This is a genomic window from Azospirillum agricola, assembly GCF_017876095.1.
Lineage (GTDB): Bacteria > Pseudomonadota > Alphaproteobacteria > Azospirillales > Azospirillaceae > Azospirillum > Azospirillum agricola.
In genome coordinates this window covers 40,743-56,192 of the sequence record NZ_JAGINM010000012.1, presented here as the reverse complement: position 1 = coordinate 56,192, position 15,450 = coordinate 40,743, and the positions used below count along the sequence as shown (strand labels likewise).

15 protein-coding genes and 1 pseudogene are annotated in these 15,450 nt (G+C 69.1%); 14 read left to right on the top strand and 2 right to left on the bottom strand.

What is annotated here, in order from left to right; translation table 11 throughout:
- Window positions 1–18 precede the first annotated feature (18 nt).
- The 5 genes from J2847_RS18600 (at window position 19) to J2847_RS18580 (ending at window position 4,301) form a co-directional block, all read left to right on the top strand.
- On the top strand, window positions 19–840 hold the full coding sequence (locus J2847_RS18600) for a MetQ/NlpA family lipoprotein (protein WP_209780378.1): 822 nt from the start codon (window positions 19–21) through the stop codon (window positions 838–840).
- 120 nt (window positions 841–960) lie between these two features.
- Window positions 961–2,010, top strand: a complete 1,050-nt coding sequence (locus J2847_RS34650; RefSeq protein WP_209780487.1) for a methionine ABC transporter ATP-binding protein — start codon at window positions 961–963, stop codon at window positions 2,008–2,010.
- Window positions 1,991–2,647 carry a methionine ABC transporter permease gene (locus J2847_RS18590; protein WP_209780377.1) on the top strand — a complete coding sequence of 219 codons (657 nt, stop codon included), beginning with the start codon at window positions 1,991–1,993 and terminating at the stop codon, window positions 2,645–2,647. The genes J2847_RS34650 and J2847_RS18590 overlap by 20 nt, the downstream gene beginning before the upstream one ends.
- Window positions 2,648–2,697: 50 nt before the next feature.
- Complete coding sequence (locus J2847_RS18585) at window positions 2,698–3,681, top strand: hypothetical protein (protein ID WP_209780376.1); 984 nt, start codon at window positions 2,698–2,700, stop codon at window positions 3,679–3,681.
- 5 nt (window positions 3,682–3,686) lie between these two features.
- A complete protein-coding gene (locus J2847_RS18580) occupies window positions 3,687–4,301 on the top strand; it encodes a dimethylsulfonioproprionate lyase family protein (protein ID WP_209780375.1) in 615 nt (204 codons plus the stop codon).
- A 53-nt stretch (window positions 4,302–4,354) separates the two neighbouring features.
- Here the strand turns inward: J2847_RS18580 and J2847_RS18575 are convergent, their stop codons facing one another.
- The gene (locus tag J2847_RS18575) at window positions 4,355–4,600 is read right to left on the bottom strand and encodes a hypothetical protein (protein WP_209780374.1); all 246 of its coding nucleotides are present in this window, start codon (window positions 4,598–4,600) and stop codon (window positions 4,355–4,357) included.
- A 478-nt stretch (window positions 4,601–5,078) separates the two neighbouring features.
- Here J2847_RS18575 and J2847_RS18570 point away from each other — a divergent pair.
- The 3 genes and pseudogenes from J2847_RS18570 to J2847_RS18560 form a co-directional block, all read left to right on the top strand.
- A pseudogene (locus tag J2847_RS18570) lies at window positions 5,079–5,441 on the top strand (ATP-binding cassette domain-containing protein); the annotation flags it as partial.
- 8 nt (window positions 5,442–5,449) lie between these two features.
- On the top strand, window positions 5,450–6,049 hold the full coding sequence (locus J2847_RS18565; RefSeq protein WP_209780372.1) for a branched-chain amino acid ABC transporter permease: 600 nt from the start codon (window positions 5,450–5,452) through the stop codon (window positions 6,047–6,049).
- Between the two features lie 46 nt (window positions 6,050–6,095).
- Entirely contained in the window at window positions 6,096–7,310 is a 1,215-nt protein-coding gene (locus tag J2847_RS18560) for an ABC transporter substrate-binding protein (RefSeq protein ID WP_209780371.1), read from the top strand.
- A gap of 65 nt (window positions 7,311–7,375) precedes the next feature.
- Here J2847_RS18560 and J2847_RS18555 read toward each other — a convergent pair whose 3' ends face one another.
- Complete coding sequence (locus J2847_RS18555; RefSeq protein ID WP_209780370.1) at window positions 7,376–8,284, bottom strand: LysR family transcriptional regulator; 909 nt, start codon at window positions 8,282–8,284, stop codon at window positions 7,376–7,378.
- A gap of 152 nt (window positions 8,285–8,436) precedes the next feature.
- Between J2847_RS18555 and J2847_RS18550 the strand changes: the two genes are divergently transcribed.
- From J2847_RS18550 to J2847_RS18525, 6 genes are read left to right on the top strand one after another with little or no spacing between them, the layout of a single operon-like run.
- Window positions 8,437–9,546, top strand: a complete 1,110-nt coding sequence (locus J2847_RS18550) for a glycoside hydrolase family protein (protein ID WP_209780369.1) — start codon at window positions 8,437–8,439, stop codon at window positions 9,544–9,546.
- A gap of 36 nt (window positions 9,547–9,582) precedes the next feature.
- The gene (locus J2847_RS18545; protein ID WP_209780368.1) at window positions 9,583–10,038 is read left to right on the top strand and encodes a MaoC family dehydratase; all 456 of its coding nucleotides are present in this window, start codon (window positions 9,583–9,585) and stop codon (window positions 10,036–10,038) included.
- A gap of 7 nt (window positions 10,039–10,045) precedes the next feature.
- Window positions 10,046–11,614 (top strand): CoA-transferase, encoded by a 1,569-nt coding sequence (locus tag J2847_RS18540; RefSeq protein ID WP_209780367.1) that lies wholly within the window; start codon window positions 10,046–10,048, stop codon window positions 11,612–11,614.
- Between the two features lie 31 nt (window positions 11,615–11,645).
- The gene (locus J2847_RS18535) at window positions 11,646–12,782 is read left to right on the top strand and encodes an iron-containing alcohol dehydrogenase (protein ID WP_209780366.1); all 1,137 of its coding nucleotides are present in this window, start codon (window positions 11,646–11,648) and stop codon (window positions 12,780–12,782) included.
- Between the two features lie 5 nt (window positions 12,783–12,787).
- Entirely contained in the window at window positions 12,788–14,236 is a 1,449-nt protein-coding gene (locus J2847_RS18530; RefSeq protein ID WP_209780365.1) for an aldehyde dehydrogenase family protein, read from the top strand.
- 29 nt (window positions 14,237–14,265) lie between these two features.
- Window positions 14,266–15,411: an acyl-CoA dehydrogenase family protein gene (locus J2847_RS18525; RefSeq protein WP_209780364.1), complete on the top strand. Its 1,146-nt coding sequence runs from the start codon at window positions 14,266–14,268 to the stop codon at window positions 15,409–15,411.
- Window positions 15,412–15,450 lie beyond the last annotated feature (39 nt).

The window sequence follows — 15,450 nt, the reverse complement described above, 5'->3', positions numbered from 1 at the left end:
TCCGGAGCGTTCCGTCCGATGCTGAGTTGCTTTTTCGCGCGCGCCGCGCGCGCCCTGGTCACCGCCGCGCTTGTGACGATGGGCGCCGGTGCGGCCAACGCCGCCGATCCGGTCCACCTGAAGGTCGGCATCCGCGGCGGCATCAGCGAGCCGCTGTGGGAGATCGTCGCCAAGGTCGGCAAGACGCGCGGCCTGCTCATAGAGCCCGTCGTTCTCGCCGGCACGCTCAGCCCCAACGAGGCGCTGAACGACGGCGAGCTGCAGGCCAACGCCTTCCAGCACATCCCCTTCCTGCGCGACCAGATCAGGCAGCGCGGCTACAAGCTGGCCGTCGTCGCCAACACCTACCTGTCGCCGATCGCCTTCTATTCCAAGAAGTACAAGTCGCTGAAGGAGCTGCCGACCGGCGCCAAGGTCGGCGTCCCCGACGATCCCAGCAACGAGAGCCGCGCCCTGATCGTGCTGCGCGACGAGGGGCTGCTGAGCTTGCGCGACGGCTTCGACGCCTTCAACGAGACCGCGACGCTGGCCGACATCAAGGAGAATCCGCGCAAGCTGGAGATCGTCGAGGCGAAGTCCGTGGTGCTGGCGCGCTCCTACCAGGACGTCGACGCGGCCGCCGTCATCTCCAGCTTCGGTTCCCAGGTCGGGCTGAACGCGGCGCGCGACGGCATCACCCAGGAGCGCAAGGAGAACAACCCCAACGTCAACATCATCGTGGTGCGCGAGCAGGACAAGGACGCGCCCTGGGTCAAGCCGCTGGTCGAATCCTTCCAGTCGCCGGAGGTCCGCGCCCACATCGAGAAGGAGCTGGCCGGCATCCTCATCCCGGCCTTCTGAACCCGGCTTCCCGAGCGGACACGCGCCATGCCCAACCCCATCCGGCGGACGGTGAACGCGCTGCTGCGGAAGACCGCCGCGGCACCGGCCGGCACCACCGCCCCGACGAGACCGTGCGCGATGGACGCGCCGGCGGAGATCCACATCCGCTTCGACGGCGTCGGCAAGATCTATCCCGGCGGCGTCCAGGCGCTGCAAGAGCAGTCCTTCGCCATCCGGCGCGGCAGCGTGTTCGGCATCATCGGCCGCTCGGGCGCCGGCAAATCGACCCTGCTGCGGGCGATCAACATGCTGGAGCGCCCGACCGCCGGCCGGGTGCTGATCGACGACGTCGACGTCGGCGCGCTCGACGAAGACGCCCTGGTCGGGCTGCGCCGCCGCATCGGCATGATCTTCCAGCATTTCAATCTGCTGTCGGCGAAGACCGTGCGGGAGAATGTCGGGCTGCCGTTGAGAGTCGCCGGAATCGGCGCCGTCGAGACCCGCCGCCGGGTGGAGGAGCTGCTCGACCTCGTCGGGCTGGCCGACAAGGCGGACGTCCACCCGTCCAAGCTGTCGGGCGGGCAGAAGCAGCGCGTCGGCATCGCCCGCGCGCTGGTCCACCGGCCGGAGATCCTGCTGTGCGACGAGGCGACCTCGGCGCTCGATCCCGAGACCACCCACGCGATCCTCGGGCTGCTGCGCGACATCAAGGCCAAGCTCGGCCTGACCATCGTGCTGATCACCCACGACATGGCGGTGATCCGCGCCCTCTGCGACGAGGTGATGGTGCTCGACCGCGGGCGGCGCGTCGAGCATGGCCCGGTCTGGTCGGTGTTCGGCACGCCGAAGGGCGACGCCACCCAGGCCCTGCTGCGCCCGCTCCGGCGCGGGCTGCCCGAGGACATCGCCGCCCGGCTGCTGCCCGAACCACCCGGGCAAGGCGGCGGCCACGCGGTGCTGTCCCTGCGCTTCACCGGCGAAAGCCACCCGGAGGGCGTCTCGCTGGCCAGCCTGCTGGCGCTCGCCCCCGACGCCCGGCTGCTGCACGGCGGCATCGACCGCATCCAGGGCCACGCCCAGGGCGACCTGCTGATCGCCGTGCCGGTCGCCGCCATGCGCTCGGCCGCCGGCGCGCGCTTCACCCCCGACAGCTGGAAGGTGCTCGGCTATGTCGCCGACAATGTTTGAGCGCTACCTGCGCGCCTTTGGCGAGACCATCACGATGGTCGGCGTCTCGGTGACCATCGCCATCGCCAGCGGCCTGACGCTGGCCCTGCTGCTGGTCGCCACCGCGCCCGGCGGCCTCTACCCGCGGCCCCGCCTCAACAAGGGGCTGTCGGTGGTGGTCAACGTCTTCCGGGCGATCCCCTTCATCATCCTGCTGGTGGCGCTGCTGCCCTTCACCCGGATGATCGTCGGCACCACGCTCGGCACCTGGGCGGCGGTGGTGCCGCTCAGCATCCACCTGATCGCCTTCTACACCCGTGTCGCCCAGGTCAGCCTGAACGAGGTCGACCACGGACTGATCGAGGCCGCCCGCGCCATGGGCTTCCGCCGCCGGCACATCGTGCGCCACGTCATCCTGCCCGAGGCGCTGCCCGGCATCGTCGGCGGCATGACGGTCTGCGTGATCGCGATGATCAACGCCTCGGCGATGGCCGGCGCGGTCGGAGCGGGAGGCTTGGGCGACCTCGCCATCCGCTACGGCTACGAGCGCTACGAGACCCGGGTGCTGTTCGAGATCATCGTGATCCTGATCGTGCTGGTGACCTCGGTGCAATTCGGCGGCGAATGGCTCTCGCGGCGGGTCGACCACCGCCGCTGATCCTCCCGCCCATTCCCTTCCGCCGCCCTTCCTTCCGCCGGAGCCCTTCCATGATCCAGCCCCGCAGCCTGTCCATCGACGCCGCGCGCTATTTCGGCCTCGCGGCACCCGCGCGGCTGCACGACCGCCTGTCGGTCACCGTCACCGAACGCAGCTTTCCCCCCTATCTCGACGATCTCCAGGCGGATTGGGTGTCGAGCGTGGCGACCCCCGCCTTCCGTCTGTTGGCCGGGCGCCGGGGCGCGGGAGGGTCGCCGGGCTTCTGCTCCATCGGCACCGGCACCGGGCTGGACGCGCTCGCCGCCATCGAGCTGCTGGGAGCAACGCTGGTCGGGATCACCGACCTGCACGAGGAGGTGGTCGCCTCGGCGCGCGGCAACATCCTGACCAACCTGCGCGACAGCGGAGCCATCCACCTGCTGGCGGGAACCGGCGACCTGCTGGCCCCGCTGGCCGCCGCCGCCGCGCAGGACGGGCTGCGCTTCGACGTGATCTACGAGAATCTGCCCAACCTGCCGATCGACGACGATTCCCGGCTGGCCGAGAGGCGCAAGAGTTCGAGCTTCGTCCCGCCGCGCCCGGAGGCCGTGCCGGCGGCGGTGCGCAACGCCCTGCTGACCCTCCATTATGTGGCGCTGGTGCAGGCGCGGGAGTTTCTCGCGCCCGGCGGCGCCGTGCTGTCGATGCTGGGCGCGCGGGTGCCGTTGCAGCGTTTCCTCGACATGGCCGAGCGGGCGGGCTACCGGGGATCCTTCCTCACCTATGGCTGGAAGATCCAGGCCGAGGCGCCGGAGGTACTGGCCGGGCACGCGGAGTGGCAACGGCTCGGACTCGGCCCGTTCCACTTCTACCGCGCCGAGGATGTCGAGCGGGCCTTCGCCGGGCTGGCCCCGGAGGAGGCCGCCCTCCAGGCGCAGGCCATCGAACGGGACCTCGCCCCGCACAGCCTGGACGCCGAGACGGCGCTGGCCGCCCACCATGACGGCGCGCGGATCGCCCACACCTACGCGGTCCTGCATTCGGTCGCGGAATGACGGCGATGGCCGTGGCCGATCCCGACCTTCCGCGCCTGCTGCGCGTGATGCGGCACGCCTTCGCCGCCGGCCGCGGGCACAGCCCCGCCGTGGCGGCGGAGGCCGCGCGCGTGCTGGACGCTCTCCCCGACGGGCAGGAGCCGGTGCCGCTGACGACAGCGCTGTCCCCCAACGATCATCCCAGCCTGCACCAGATTCCAGAAGCGGCACGCCGCGCCGGGCCGGCCTGGACGGAAGCCCTGACGCCGGTCGCGCGGCGGCTGCCCTGGCGATTCGGCTACGCGCCGCGCCCCGACCTTCCGGATCTTCAGGACCGTATGGCCTGGGCGGAAATCGTCGGGCCGGCGGCACCGATCCACAGCGACCGGGTCGGCTTCGGCCTCACCCTCATCGGCCGCGACACCCTTTACCCGGCCCATCGGCATCCGGCGGTGGAACTGTACGCCGTGGTCTCGGGCACCGCCGCCTGGACTCTGGACAGCGTCACGACACAGCGCCCGCCCGGTGATTTCGTTCTCCACCCGGCGCAGGCCGTGCACGCGATGCGGACGGCGCAGGAGCCGCTGCTGGCGATCTACTCCTGGACCGGGGACATCCTGTCCCCCACGGCATACGCCTGAAAGATCACCGCGCGGCGATGGCCTGTCCGCAAGACCGGTCTCCGCCGGACCGTTCAACTCCCGGCCTCGCCGTGCAGGTCGGAGAAGGCATAGTCCCTCCACGAGGCCGGCTTGTTCTTGATGGAGCCGACCCGGTGCATGAAGTCGGTGATGACGCCGGTGTTGTAGGGCACGAAGGAATGGGTGATGTCCGGGTTGTTCAACAGCGCCAGCACGTCGGCTTCGCTCAGCTTGCTCGACTCCTCGGCCAGATAGGCGCGGGCGGCGAGAGTCTTGTCGCGCTCGATCAGGCCGTCCACCACATCAGCTCAGCCCCAGCAGGTTGGTCGAGCTGGCAACGCTCTGAATCAGCTCGCTCAAGCCACCAATCCGTTCGGCGATAACGGCCACCCCCTCCACCCGCTGACCATGCCCGGCCCACAACGACGTGAAGGCCGTCCATCTCGGCGACCGCACCGCCTGAACCAAGCCCCGGACCCAGGAAACAGCGACCGATGCCCGGACCATGCGGCGATCCGCGCGGCGGGGCTCGGTTTGGTGTCGATGGGCGAGTCCTTATATGAAACCGATATAAATAAAATACTAATAATATATTTGTGGCGCTCCACCCTCTGTCCTACAGTCTTTTCGTACAAACAATCCTGAAAGCCAGCAATTCTCACTCACCGGGTGCTGGCGATTCTCGCGCGACAACTGTGAACCAATGGCCACAGTTGTCGCGTTACATGCGCCCTCTTGCGCTGGGGAAGACAAAGCGGGATGGAAAGAGGAAGCGCCATGGACGACTTCGTCCTTCAGATCTATGGCATGACCAAGGAATTCAAGGGTTTCACAGCCGTCAACCGCGTCGATCTCAACATCCGGCGCGGGCACATCCACGCGCTGATCGGACCCAACGGCGCCGGCAAGACGACCTGCTTCAATCTGCTCACCAAGTTTCTGGAACCGACCCGCGGCCGGATTCTGTTCAACGGGACTGACATCACCGATGAAAAACCGGCCCAGGTCGCGCGCCGGGGCATCGTGCGCTCCTTTCAAATCTCGGCGGTGTTTCCGCATCTGACAGCCTTGCAGAATGTCCGCGTGGCCATGCAGCGCGGTCTCGGCACCTCCCTCCATTTTTGGAAGTCCAACCGGTCGCCGCCCAGATGATGTTCTTCGTCTTCCTGAAGGCGCCGTTCACCGGCGGCGAGGACGGCTTGCAGGGCGTGCCGCGCGGCACCCTGTTCGGCCTCGACCTGTCCGACGACACCACGCTCTATTACGTGGTTCTGGCCATCACCATCTTCGGGCTGTGGGTGATCCACCGCGCCATCCACTCGCCCTTCGGCGAGATCCTGAAGGCGATCCGCGAGAACGAGGCGCGGGTGACCTCGCTCGGCTACGACATCGCGCGCTACAAGCTGCTCGCCTTCGTGCTGTCGGCCGGGCTGGCCGGCGCCGCCAAGGTGCTGGTGTTCAAGTTCGCGACGCTGGCCGACGTCCATTGGCACGTGTCGGGCGAGGTGGTGCTGATGACGCTGCTGGGCGGCGTCGGCACCGTGATCGGCCCGATGCTGGGAGCCGGCGTCGTCGTCGTGCTCCAGAACGGGCTGGCCGACAAGGTCGGTTCCTTCGTCACCATCATCATCGGGGTGATCTTCATCCTGTGTGTCCTGACCTTCCGGCGCGGCATCGCCGGAGAGTTGAACGAGCTGCGCCGCCGCGTTCTGGGCGACGCGCGATCCGGATCCGCCGACGGCGGATGAGGCGCTCCGCGCGCCATCCACAAACACATCCAAAAGGGAGGAAGCCATGTTGAAGGGCAGTTCCATCGGCCTGTGCGTCGGCGCTCTGCTGAGCCTCGGCACGGCGCACGCCGAGATCACCGACGGCGTCGTCCGCATCGGCGTGCTGAACGACCAGTCCGGCATCTACGCCGGACTGTCCGGACCGGGATCGATCTGGGCGGCCAAGAAGGCCGTCGAGGATTTCCAGCCTGAAAAGCACGGGCTGAAGGTCGAGGTCGTGGCCGCCGACCATCAGAACAAGCCCGACATCGGGTCGAGCATCGCCCGCAAGTGGATCGACGTCGACAAGATCGACATGATCGTCGACGTGCCGACCTCCTCGGTGATCCTCGCGGTCAACCAAGTGGTCAAGGAAAAGAACAAGGTGATGATCGTCTCGGGCGGCGGGACCGCCGACCTGACGGGCACCGCCTGCACCGCCAACTCGATCCACTGGACCTACGACACCTGGGCCCTGGCCAACGGCACCGGCAAGACCGTGGTGAAGACCGGCGGCGACAGCTGGTACTTCCTGACCGCCGACTACGCCTTCGGCCACGCGCTGGAGCGCGACACCGAGGCCGTCGTCCTCCGGAACGGCGGCAAGGTCCTGGGCAAGATCCGGCACCCCTTCCCCGGCGCCGATTTTTCCTCCTTCCTGCTCCAGGCGCAGGCATCAAAGGCCAAGATCATCGGCCTCGCCAACGCCGGCGGCGACACCATCAACGCCATCAAGCAGGCGGCGGAGTTCGGCATCACCCAGGGCGGCCAGAATCTCGCCGGCCTGCTGGTGTTCATGAGCGACGTGCAGGCGCTGGGGCTGAACGCCGCGCAGGGCCTGATCCTGACCGAAGCCTGGTACTGGGACATGACGGACGAGAACCGCAAGTTCGCCCAGGCCTTCACCGCCGCCAACCGGGGCTCGTTCCCGACCAGCGCCCAGGCCGGCGTCTATTCGGCGGTGACCCATTATCTGAAGACGGTGGCGGCCCTGAAGGAGGACGGCGACGGCGCCAAGCTGGTCGCGGCGATGAAGGCGACGCCGACCGACGATCCGCTGTTCGGCAAGGGCACCATCCGCGCCGACGGCCGCAAGACCCACCCGCTCTATCTGTTCGAGGTCAAGAAGCCGTCCGAATCCAAGGGGCCGGGCGACTTCTACAAGCTGCGCGCCACGATCCCGGCCGAGGAGGCCTTCCGTCCGCTGGAGGACGGCGGCTGCCCGCTGGTCAGGAAGTAGGACCCGACGTCACACCGCATCACGCCCGCCAGGCCGCGACGCCTGGCGGGCGCTTTCGTGTTCCGTCATCCGGCGGCGCGCGGCGCGTTCATGCCGCGCACGACCGTTTTCGCCGTTTCGATGAAGGCTTTCAACAAGGGGGATGGGGTGCGTTGCGTCCATCCCAACAGCACCTCGATCCGGGCGTCGTCACCCGACAGGGTCTTGTAGACGACCTGCTCGAAATGCACCCGGCGCACGGCGGACGGCACGAACGCGATCCCGGCGCCCGAGCTGACCAGCCCGAGCGCGGTGTAGACCTGCGCCACCTCCACCGCGACCCTGGGAGCGAAACCGGCCGCGGCGCACATGCCCGCGATCATGCCGTGAAAGTCCGGGGCCGATTTCTGGCTGTAGATGATGAAGCTTTCCGACGCGCAGTCGGCGAACGGCACGGTCTCCAGCTCCGCGAAGGGATGGTCCGACGGAACGGCGAGCACGAAGGGTTCCTTGAGCAGGGTTTCGCTCGTGATGTCGTCGGACGTGAAGACCGGCCGTAGGAACGAGACGTCGATGTCCCCGCGCAGCAGGGCGTCGACCTGATCGACGACCGGAAACCAGCGCAGTTGCACGTCGACCATCGGATAGCGTTCGCGATAGGCGCGCAGGATCGGCGGCAGCACGGTGTAGGAGGTGTGCTCGAAGAATCCGACCGCCAGCTGCCCGATCTCGCCGCGCTGGGCGCGCTGGGCCTGCACCGCCGCCGCTTCGACCGACCGCAGAATCTGCCGGGCCAGGTCCAGATAGATCCGCCCGCTGTCGGTCAGCTCGACGTGACGGCGCGTCCGGTACAGCAGGGATACGCCGAGTTCGTCCTCCAACTGGCGGATCTGCTGGCTGAGCGGCGGCTGGGCGATGTGCAGCCGTTCGGCCGCCCGCGTGAAGCTGAGCTCTTCCGCGACCGCGACGAAGTAACGGAGGTGGCGCAGGTCCATTCTTATATTTTTCAAGTATAAATAACGCGTTTATAATATATTGGACGGTTGATTTCAGCAATCCTTATCATCGCCCTCACGACACAAGGGCATTGCGGACAATCGGCAGACAGAACGGTTTGCGCGACCGAACCGCCAAGAGGAAACGCATCATGATCGATCGAACCGACGCCATCGCGCGCGTGCTGGCGCGCGTCGACTCCACCCTGGCCCAGCCCGGTCCGGGCTTTCCCCATTACGCCGATCCGGCCGACGGCGTGTGGGTGCGCAGCCCGGCCGGCGATTGGACCGGCGGTTTCTGGTGCGGCATGCTGTGGCTCGCCGCGCTGCGCACCGGCGATGCGGCCTACCGCGACCATGCCCGCGATTGGGCGTCGCGGCTGCGCGTCCGCGCGGACTCCAACTCCGTCTTCAAGGGTTTCCTGTTCTGGTACGGCGCCGGCATCGGCGACGTCCTGTTCGCGGATCCGGTGGCCCGCGAGCTGGCCGCCGCCGGCGCCGCCGGGCTGGTGCGGATGCACAACCCGCGCGCCCGGCTGATCCCGCTCGGCACCGAGGCGGAGGAGGCCTCCGACGTCGGCGCGAACGAGGCCAACATCGACGCCCTGCCGGGAACCGTCGCGCTGCTGCTGTCCCAGGGCGCCGACGCGGCGGCCATCGCCCGCGACCATCTGCGCCAGCACATCGCGCTGTGCGTGCGCGACGACGGGTCGGTCTGCCAGTCGGCCAGCTTCGATCCCGGGACCGGAGCCCTGCTGCGCCGCTACACCCACAAGGGCATCCACGAGAACAGCACCTGGGGACGCGCGCAGGGCTGGGCGATGATCGGGCTGGCCCAGGCGCTGGCGCGCGGCGAGGCGGAGTTCCGCGCCGACGCCGTCCGCGTCGCCGACTGGTGGCTCGCCAACATCCCCGCCGACGGCGTGGCCTTCTGGGACTTCGACGACCCGGCGATCCCGGTGACCGAACGCGACAGCTCGGCGACCGCCATCGGCGCCGCCGCCCTGCTGAAGCTGGCGGCGCTGATCCCCGAGCACCGCGAGCGCTACGAGACGGCGGCGCGCAAGTCGGTGGATGCGCTGGTGAACGGCTACCTGACGCCGACCGCCCCCGGCGACACGCGCCAGCCCGGCATCCTGACCGAAGGCTGCTTCAACAAGCGCAACGGCGTCGCCATCGCCCACGAGCTGATCTGGGGCGACTACTTCTTGCTCGAAGCCCTGCTGGCGCTGGAGGGCGACCTCGCGCCCGAGCGGCTCTGACGGCCACACACACCCTGTTTTCCCGGAGGAATTCCCATGTCCGAACACCCGTATCCGCCGCCCCGCATCAACCATCGCGGCCCGGTGTCCACGCTGATCGGGACCGAGACCAGCTACACGCGCACGCTCAGCGAATACGACATCTACGCCTTCGCCGGCATCAGCGGCGACAACCATCCCAACCATTGCGACGAGGAGTACGCCCGCCGCGTCGGGCTGGGCGGCCGCGTCGCCCAGGGATCGATGATGGTCGGCTACGTGTCGGGCGCCGTCACCAAGTACCTGGATTGGGCCGGCCGCCCCGCCGTGTCCTACGGCTACGACCGCGTCCGCTTCACCAAGCCGGTCCGCATCGGCGACACGCTGACCGTCCATTACCGCATCGTGCGGGCCGACGACGCGAAGAAGCGGCTGTGGGCCGACGCGACGCTGACCAACCAGCGCGGCGAGACGGTCTGCGTCTGCACCCACATCATCCATTTCCAGGAGTGACCCCGCGATGAGCAAGGTCTGCACCGCGCAGGCGGCGGTCGCGCTCATCCAACCCGGCCAGACCGTGGCCAGCGTCGGCGTGATCGGCTGGCTGACCCCGGACGCCCTGCTCGGCGCGCTGGCGCAGCGGTTCCGCGACACCGGAAGCCCGCGCGACCTCACCTTCTTCTTTCCGGTCAGCGTCGGCGACGCGCTGGGGATCAAGGGGATGGACCACGTCGCCATCGAGGGGCTGATGAAGCGCGTGGTGTCGGGCAACTACCTGAACGCGCTGGACCCGGCGACCGGCAAGCGGCCCGAGATGATGCGCCTGATCCGCGAGAACCGGGTCGAGGCCTATTGCTGGCCCATCGGCGCCACCATGCATTGGCTGCGCGAGGTCGCGCGGCGCGGCCCCGGCTATCTGACGCCCATCGGCATCGGCTCCTACATCGACCCGCGCCAGCAGGGCGGCAAATACACCGAGCGGGCGCGGGAGGATCTGGTCCGCCTGCACAGCATCGACGGCCGCGAGTACCTGCACTACCCGACCTGGCCGCTGGACGTCGGCTTCATCCGCGCGACCAGCGCCGACGAGCACGGCAACCTCAGCTTCGAGGACGAGCCGATCACCTCCGCGGCCCTGGCGGTGGCGCTGGCGGTGAAGGCGTCGGGCGGCACCGTGATCGCGCAGGTCCGCAAGCTGGTGCCCCGCCGCTCGCGCTCCGTCCACGAGGTCCGCGTGCCGGGCGAGCTGGTCGATCATGTCGTGGTCGCGCCCGAACCGATGATGACCACCGGCGTCCGTTACGACGACCGCTACCTCGGCCGCCAGATCTTCGACGGACGGACGACGGAGCGGCTGCCGCAGGGCGCCGACAAGGTCATCGCGCGGCGCGCGGCGGCGGAGGTGCGGCCGGGCGTGGTCACCATCTTCGGCTTCGGCGCCTCGTCCGACGTGCCGACGGTGATGATGGAGGACGGCGCCTTCGCCGACGACGGCCTGCTGCGCTACAACTTCACCACCGAGCACGGCCCCTTCGGCGGCGTGGTCATGAGCGGCTGGCAGTTCTCCGCCAACCTGTACCCCGAGGCGCTGATCGACGGACCGTCGCAGTTCGACTTCATCGACGGCGGCAACTGCGAGGCGGCGGCGCTGGCCTTCGCCCAGTTCGACCGGGCCGGCAACGTCAACGTCAGCCGCTTCGGCGCCGCCAATCCCGGTCCCGGTGGCTTCATCGACATCGCCCACAACGCCCGCGAGCTGGTCTTCACCGGCACCTTCACCACCGCCGGGCTGGGGGTGGAGGTCGGCGACGGCCGGCTGACCATCCAGCGCGAGGGCAAGGTCCGCAAGTTCGTCGAGCGGGTGGACGAGATCACCTACCCGCTGCTGCGCAACGTGGCGGAGCGCGGGCAGAAAGCGACGATCGTCACCGAACGGGCGGTCTTCGCGGTGGAGCCGGACGGTCTGGTGCTGACCGAGGTGGCGCCCGGCATCGACGCGAAGACCCAGGTCATCGACCTGATGGACTGCCCGCCGCACCGCGTTCTCGACCCGCTGCCGCGCATGGCGGACCGGCTGTTCCGCGACTGACGCGCTAAACGAAGACATCCGAGGAAAAACCATGGCGACCATCAGTTATCTGACGACGATCCAGTTCGATTACGGGGCGCTCGGCACGCTGCCGGCCGAATTGCGGCGGCTCGGCATCCGCCGTCCCTTCCTGGCCACCGACAAGGGCGTCGGCGCGGCGGGGCTGCTCCGGCGCGTGCTCGACGCCATGGGCGACAGCGAAGGCACCGTCGTCTACGACGACACGCCGGCCAACCCGACCGAGGACGCCGTCGTCGCCGCCACGGACCTGTACCGCGACCGGGGCTGCGACGGCATCGTCGCGGTCGGCGGCGGGTCGGCGATCGATCTGGCCAAGGCGGTGGCGCTGCTGGCGACCCACCCGGCCCCGTTGCAACAGTACGCGGCGGTTGAGGGCGGCGCCGCCCGCATCACCGCCCAGGTGGCTCCGCTGGTCGCCATCCCGACCACGGCCGGCACCGGCAGCGAGGTCGGGCGCGGCAGCGTCATCGTCATGCGCGACGGCCGCAAGCTCGGCCTGCTCAGCCCGCATCTGCTGCCCAAGGTGGCGATCTGTGATCCGGAGCTGACGCTCAGCCTGCCGCCGCAGTTGACGGCGGCGACCGGCATGGACGCCATCGCCCATTGCATCGAGACCTTCCTCGCCCCCGCGATCAACCCGCCGGCCGAGGCCATCGCCCTGGACGGCCTGCGGCGCGGCGTCCGCCACATCGAGCGGGCGACCGCCGACGGGACCGACCGCGAGGCGCGCTGGAACATGATGATGGCGGCGATGGAAGGCGCGATGGCGTTCCAGAAGGGTCTCGGCGCCGTGCACGCCCTGTCGCACCCGCTGGGCGCCGTGCCGCTGCGGCTGCATCACGGCACCTTGAACGCCATCCTGCTGCCCGCCGTGCTGCGCTTCAACAAGCCGGCGGTCGCGGCGAAATGGGCAACGCTGTGCGAGGCGATGGGGCTTCCGCAGGACGGCGACCCCGCCGCCTTCATCGCGGATCTCAACCGCCGCCTGGGTCTGCCGGCCGGGCTGGAGGCGCTGGGGCTGGAGCGGGCGCAACTGCCGGAGATCGCGGAAAAGGCGCTGAAGGACCATTGCCACGCCACCAACCCGCGGACGGCCACCGCCGACGACTATCTGGGCATGCTCAACGATTCCTACCGGGCCGGGTGATTGCGATGACCAGCACGACCACCATCTACAAGAACTTCATCGACGGCGAATGGCTGTTGGGCGACGACGCCACGGTGAACGTCAACCCGTCCGACCTCGACGACGTGATCGGCCGCTACGCCGTCGCCGACGCGGCGCAGGTCGAACACGCCGTCGCGGCGGCGCGGCACGCCTTCAAGACCTGGTCCGCCGTCGGCGTCCAGGAGCGCTCCGACATCCTGGACCGCGTCGGCACGGAAATCCTGGCGCGGCGCGAGGAGCTCGGCCGCCTGCTGTCGCGGGAGGAGGGCAAGACCCTGCCCGAGGGCATCGGCGAGGCGACCCGCGCCGGCCAGATCTTCCGCTTCTTCGCGGCCGAGGTGCTGCGCGGGCGCGGCGAGCTGCTGGATTCCGTCCGCCCCGGCGTCGGCGTGGAGATCACGCGCGAGCCGGTCGGCGTGGTCGGTCTGATCACGCCGTGGAACTTCCCGCTGGCGATCCCAGCCTGGAAGATCGCGCCGGCGCTGGCCTACGGCAATTGCGTCGTCTTCAAGCCGGCCGAACTGGTGCCCGGCTGCGCCTGGGCGCTGTCCGACATCCTGTCGCGCGCCGGCCTTCCCGACGGCGTCTTCAATCTGGTGATGGGCCCGGGCGCCGTGGTCGGCGACGCCATCGCCAGCTCGGCCGGGGTGGACGCCGTCAGCTTCACCGGATCGGTCGCCACCGGCAAGCGGGTGGCGGCGGTCGCCGCCGAACGGCTCGCCAAGGTCCAGCTGGAGATGGGCGGCAAGAACCCGCTGGTGATCCTGGACGACGCCGACCTCGACGTCGCGGTGCGCTGCGCGGTGCAGGGATCCTACTACTCCACCGGCCAGCGCTGCACCGCCTCCAGCCGGCTGATCGTGGCCTCCGGCATCCACGACCGCTTCGTGAAGAGTCTCGGCGAGGCACTGAGCCGCCTGACCGTCGACGACGCGCTGGCTCCCGGAACCGACATCGGCCCGGTGGTGGACGAGCAGCAGTTGGCCCGCGATCTCGGCTACATCGACTGCGGCACCGGCGAGGGCGCGACGCTCGCCTTCGGCGGCAACCTGCTGACGCGGGCCAAGCGCGGCCATTACCTGGCGCCCGCCCTGTTCACCGAAACCACGCCGGAGATGCGCATCAACCGCGAGGAGATCTTCGGGCCGGTCGCCACGGTTCTGCGCGCCGACGGCTACGACCACGCGCTGGCCATCGCCAACGACACGCCGTTCGGCCTGTGCGCCGGGATCGTCACCGGCTCGCTGAAGCACGCCGCGCATTTCAAGCGCAACGCCGAGGTCGGCATGGTGATGGTCAACCTGCCCACCGCCGGCGTCGATTACCACACGCCGTTCGGCGGCCGGAAGGCGTCCAGCCATGGCCCGCGCGAGCAGGGCGCCTACGCCCGTGAATTCTTCACCACCGTCAAGACCAGCTACGTCCAGGCCTGACGGCGGCGGCACGCACAGAGGACAGGATCATGAGTTCCGTCATCAAGGACCATCACGAGGCGATCCGCGACGCCGTCCGCCGTTTCGCGGAAAACGAGATCGCGCCGGTCGCCGAGCATCTCTGGCAGGCGGAGGAGTTTCCCTACGCCGCCTGGAAGCAGGCCGGCGAACTCGGCTTCATCGGCCTGCCCTACCCCGAGGCCCATGGCGGCGGCGGCGGCGACTGGCTCGGCTTCACCATCGTGCTGGAGGAGATCGCGCGGGTCGATTGCGCCGTCGCGGTGTCGATCATGGCGAACTCCACCATCGCCAGCCTGCTGAATACTTTCGGAACCGAGGAGCAGAAGCGCCGCTTCCTCCGCCCGATCCTGGAGGGCACCCAGGTCGGCTGCATCGGGCTGACCGAACCCGGCGCCGGGTCGGACAGCGCGAACATCCAGACCCGCGCCGCCTTGCGCGACGGCAACTGGGTCATCACCGGATCGAAGACCTTCATCAGCAATTCGGGCACCGACATCACCGGCCCCGTCGTCATCGCCGCCGTCACCGGCACCCGTCCGGACGGCCGCAAGGAGATCTCCAACTTCATCGTGCCCAGCGGAACGCCGGGCTTCACCTCCGGCCGCAAGCTGCACAAGATCGGCTGGCGCGGCTCGTCCACGCACGAGCTGTTCTTCGACGAGTGCGTGCTGACGCCCGACCATCTGCTGGGCCAGGTCGGGTCGGGGCTGAAGCAGACGCTGGCGCAGATCAGCACCGGGCGCATCCTGATCGGCGCCCTGGGGCTGGGCATCCTGCAGGCCTCGCTGGAACGCTCGATCGCCTACATGAAGGAGCGCCACGCCTTCGGCAAGGCGCTGACCGAGTTCCAGGCGTTGCAGTTCAAGATCGCCGACATGGCGACGCACGGCCACGCCGCGCGGCTGATGCTGTACGACGCCGCGGCGCGCAAGGACGCGGGCGAGCGGTTCGACCGCGAGGCGTCGATGGGCAAGCTGTTCGCCACGGAGAAGGCCATGGAGGCCGCGCACCAGGCCGTCCAGATCCACGGCGGCAACGGCATCATGATCGAATACCCGGTGTCCCGCGCCTTCGGCGACGCCAAGGTCCTGGAGATCGTCGAGGGCACCTCGGAGATCCAGCGGATGATCGTCGCGCGCGAACTGCTTCGGTAGAGGCGCCGGCAGAGGCGTCCCCTCCCTTCAGGACGGAAC

Coding starts and splice junctions, on each gene's coding strand:
- J2847_RS18530 (WP_209780365.1), top strand. CDS start 12,788: ATGACCAGCACGACCACCATCTACAAGAACTTCATCGACGGCGAATGG.
- J2847_RS18545 (WP_209780368.1), top strand. CDS start 9,583: ATGTCCGAACACCCGTATCCGCCGCCCCGCATCAACCATCGCGGCCCG.
- J2847_RS18565 (WP_209780372.1), top strand. CDS start 5,450: ATGATGTTCTTCGTCTTCCTGAAGGCGCCGTTCACCGGCGGCGAGGAC.
- J2847_RS18540 (WP_209780367.1), top strand. CDS start 10,046: ATGAGCAAGGTCTGCACCGCGCAGGCGGCGGTCGCGCTCATCCAACCC.
- J2847_RS34650 (WP_209780487.1), top strand. CDS start 961: ATGGACGCGCCGGCGGAGATCCACATCCGCTTCGACGGCGTCGGCAAG.
- J2847_RS18580 (WP_209780375.1), top strand. CDS start 3,687: ATGGCCGTGGCCGATCCCGACCTTCCGCGCCTGCTGCGCGTGATGCGG.
- J2847_RS18560 (WP_209780371.1), top strand. CDS start 6,096: ATGTTGAAGGGCAGTTCCATCGGCCTGTGCGTCGGCGCTCTGCTGAGC.
- J2847_RS18525 (WP_209780364.1), top strand. CDS start 14,266: ATGAGTTCCGTCATCAAGGACCATCACGAGGCGATCCGCGACGCCGTC.
- J2847_RS18585 (WP_209780376.1), top strand. CDS start 2,698: ATGATCCAGCCCCGCAGCCTGTCCATCGACGCCGCGCGCTATTTCGGC.
- J2847_RS18550 (WP_209780369.1), top strand. CDS start 8,437: ATGATCGATCGAACCGACGCCATCGCGCGCGTGCTGGCGCGCGTCGAC.
- J2847_RS18535 (WP_209780366.1), top strand. CDS start 11,646: ATGGCGACCATCAGTTATCTGACGACGATCCAGTTCGATTACGGGGCG.
- J2847_RS18555 (WP_209780370.1), bottom strand. CDS start 8,284: ATGGACCTGCGCCACCTCCGTTACTTCGTCGCGGTCGCGGAAGAGCTC.
- J2847_RS18590 (WP_209780377.1), top strand. CDS start 1,991: ATGTCGCCGACAATGTTTGAGCGCTACCTGCGCGCCTTTGGCGAGACC.
- J2847_RS18600 (WP_209780378.1), top strand. CDS start 19: ATGCTGAGTTGCTTTTTCGCGCGCGCCGCGCGCGCCCTGGTCACCGCC.